The organism is Streptomyces sp. NRRL B-24572, assembly GCF_002156145.1.
Lineage (GTDB): Bacteria > Actinomycetota > Actinomycetes > Streptomycetales > Streptomycetaceae > Streptomyces > Streptomyces vietnamensis.
In genome coordinates, this window is record NZ_MWIG01000655.1 from 1 (window position 1) to 2,993 (window position 2,993).

Here is a 2,993-nt window from a genome sequence, read left to right on the forward strand (position 1 = left end):
ACCTCGGACCCGGGCACACCCCCGCCGTCGACGGAGGACCCGAGCCCGACGTCCTGAGGGCTTCTGAAGGCTTCAGGCAGGATCAGCGAGATCAGGCGGGATCAGCGGGATGCGGAGCCACCAGCGGCAGCTGCGAGGCCAGCCGCGCCTCGCACAGCCCGGCCAGCACCCCGTACGCCTCCTCGCCCATCATCTCGACGAGCTCCGGCCGGTACGAGACGTAGACCGGCTCGGCACCGACGTGCGCCGACGACGCCGTCGTGCAGTACCAGTGCAGGTCGTGCCCGCCCGGCCCCCAGCCGCGCCGGTCGTACTCGCCGATAGACACCTGCAGCACCTTGCTGTCGTCGGGGCGGTCGATCCAGTCGTACGTCCGCCGCACCGGCAGCTGCCAGCACACGTCCGGCTTCGTCTCGAGCGGCTCCCGGCCCTCCTTCATCGCCAGGATGTGCAGCGAGCAGCCCGCGCCGCCCGCGAACCCGGGCCGGTTCTGGAAGATGCAGGACCCCTCCCAGCGGCGGGTCTGCCGGTCGCCGTCCTCGTCGAGCTGCACCCAGCCCGAGTCCGTACCGACGTCGTGGAACTGCCACAGCTCCGGGGTGAGCCGGGCCACGTGATCGGCGACCCGCTTCTCGTCGTCCTCGTCGGAGAAGTGCGCGCCCAGCGTGCAGCAGCCGTCGTCGGCGCGCCCCTCCTGGATGCCCTGGCAGCCGTTGCCGAAGATGCAGGTCCAGCGGGAGGTCAGCCAGGTCAGGTCACAGCGGAAGACCTGCTCCTCGTCGGTGGGATCGGGAAACTCGACCCACGCGCGCGCGAAGTCCAGGCCCTTCTCGTCGGGCTCCTCGGCCTTGCCCCGCTTCCGCTTCCCGACCTTGACCGCCTTCACGGCCTTCGCCGCGTGCGCGGTCCTGGCGTCCTTCACGCGTGCGCCTTCGCTCTCTTTGCCCGGCTTCGCCTTTTTCGTCTTTGGCACAACACCAAGCGTATGCGGGCCGGAGCAGTAGCGTTCCGCCCATGAGACTCGGAGTCCTCGACGTCGGTTCGAACACAGTGCACCTCCTCGTGGTGGACGCCCACCCCGGCGCCCGGCCGCTGCCCGCCCACTCGCACAAGGCGGAGCTGCGGCTCGCCGAGCTGCTCGACGAGCGGGGCGCCATCGCGCCCGGCGGCGTCGAGCGGCTCATCGCGACCGTGCGGGACGCGCTCCTGGCCGCCGAGGACAAGGGCTGCGAGGAGGTCCTGCCCTTCGCGACCTCCGCGGTCCGCGAGGCCAGCAACGCCGACGCGGTCCTCGCGCGCGTGAAGGACGAGACCGGGGTCGACCTCCAGGTCCTCACCGGCGAGGAGGAGGCCCGCCTCACCTTCCTCGCCGCCCGCCGCTGGTTCGGCTGGTCCGCGGGCAAGCTGCTGCTCCTCGACATCGGCGGCGGCTCCCTCGAAGTCGCGTACGGCATCGACGAGGACCCGGACACGGCGGTCTCCCTGCCCCTCGGCGCCGGCCGCCTCACGGCGGGCTGGCTGCCCGGCGACCCGGCCGACACCGCCGACGTCAAGGCGCTGCGCCGCCATGTGCGCGCGCAGATCGCCCGTACGGTCGGCGAGTTCAGCCGCTTCGGCCGCCCCGACCACGTGGTGGCCACCTCCAAGACCTTCAAGCAGCTCGCCAGGATCGCGGGCGCGCCGGGCTCGGGGGAGGGCCTCTATGTCCAGCGGATCCTGACCCGCAAGTCCCTGGAGGAGTGGGTCCCGCGCCTCGCCGCGATGACCGTCCCCGAGCGCGCCGCCCTCCCCGGCGTCTCGGAGGGCCGTGCCGGACAGCTCCTCGCGGGCGCGCTCGTCGCGGAGGGCGCGATGGACCTGCTCGGCGTCGAGGTGCTGGAGATCTGCCCCTGGGCCCTGCGCGAGGGCGTCATCCTGCGCCGCCTGGACCACCTGCCGGAGCACTGACGGACCGCGCCGCCCGGACCGCCTGCCGGAGTACCCACCGGCGTACCCACCGGCGTGCAGGAGAGCGCGTGGCGTACGGGCCGGGCGTGACCGGAACCACCCTCCGGCCCCCCGGCCCGCCCCGTACGCTGTTCCCCGTGGCAGAACCAGTGGTGCGCATCCCGGATGCGAAGGTCGCCCTGTCGACGGCCTCGGTCTATCCGGAGTCGACGGCGACGGCCTTCGAGGTCGCCGCGCGCCTCGGGTACGACGGCGTCGAGGTCATGGTGTGGACCGACCCGGTCAGCCAGGACATCGAGGCGCTGCGCAGGCTCTCCGACTACCACCAGGTCCCGATCCTGGCCGTGCACGCCCCCTGCCTCCTCATCACCCAGCGCGTCTGGTCCACCGACCCGTGGGTCAAGCTCCAGCGCGCGCAGGCGGCGGCCGAGAAGCTCGGTGCGTCGACGGTCGTCGTGCACCCGCCGTTCCGCTGGCAGCGCCAGTACGCCAAGGACTTCGTGACCGGCATCTGGCGGATGGCGGACGAGACGGACGTCCGCTTCGCCGTCGAGAACATGTACCCGTGGCGGTACAAGGACCGCGAGATGCTCGCGTACGCCCCCGAGTGGGACGTCACCAAGGACGACTACCGGCACTTCACCGTCGACCTCTCGCACACCGCGACCGCCCGCACCGACGCCCTCGCGATGATCGACCGCATGGGCGACCGCCTCGGCCACGTCCACCTCGCCGACGGCAAGGGCTCCGCCAAGGACGAGCACCTCGTCCCGGGGCGCGGCACGCAGCCCTGCGCCGAGCTCCTGGAGCGGCTCGCGCTCACCGGTTTCGACGGGCACGTCGTCATCGAGGTCAACACCCGCCGCGCGATGTCAGCCGCCGAACGCGAGGCCGATCTCGCGGAGGCCCTCGCCTTCACCCGGCTGCACCTGGCTTCACCCGCCGCCCGCCCGGCCGAACGGGCCCCGCGCCCATGACGGACCCGACTCCGCGCCCGAGGGAAGAGGCCCCCGCCCCATGACCGACCCGGCCCCGCGCCCGCGCGG

General features: G+C 72.8%; 3 protein-coding genes. 2 read left to right on the forward strand and 1 reads right to left on the reverse strand.

From position 1 onward, the window contains the following. Window positions 1-91 precede the first annotated feature (91 nt). Window positions 92-886 carry a hypothetical protein gene (locus CCN56_RS32805; protein ID WP_373412930.1) on the reverse strand — a complete coding sequence of 265 codons (795 nt, stop codon included), beginning with the start codon at window positions 884-886 and terminating at the stop codon, window positions 92-94. Between the two features lie 128 nt (window positions 887-1,014). Here CCN56_RS32805 and CCN56_RS32810 point away from each other — a divergent pair, with 128 nt between their 5' ends. Next, window positions 1,015-1,947 carry a Ppx/GppA phosphatase family protein gene (locus tag CCN56_RS32810; RefSeq protein ID WP_086831509.1) on the forward strand — a complete coding sequence of 311 codons (933 nt, stop codon included), beginning with the start codon at window positions 1,015-1,017 and terminating at the stop codon, window positions 1,945-1,947. Between the two features lie 137 nt (window positions 1,948-2,084). Beyond that, window positions 2,085-2,924 (forward strand): sugar phosphate isomerase/epimerase, encoded by an 840-nt coding sequence (locus CCN56_RS32815; RefSeq protein WP_086831510.1) that lies wholly within the window; start codon window positions 2,085-2,087, stop codon window positions 2,922-2,924. Window positions 2,925-2,993: the final 69 nt, after the last annotated feature.

Coding starts and splice junctions, on each gene's coding strand:
- CCN56_RS32810 (WP_086831509.1), top strand. CDS start 1,015: ATGAGACTCGGAGTCCTCGACGTCGGTTCGAACACAGTGCACCTCCTC.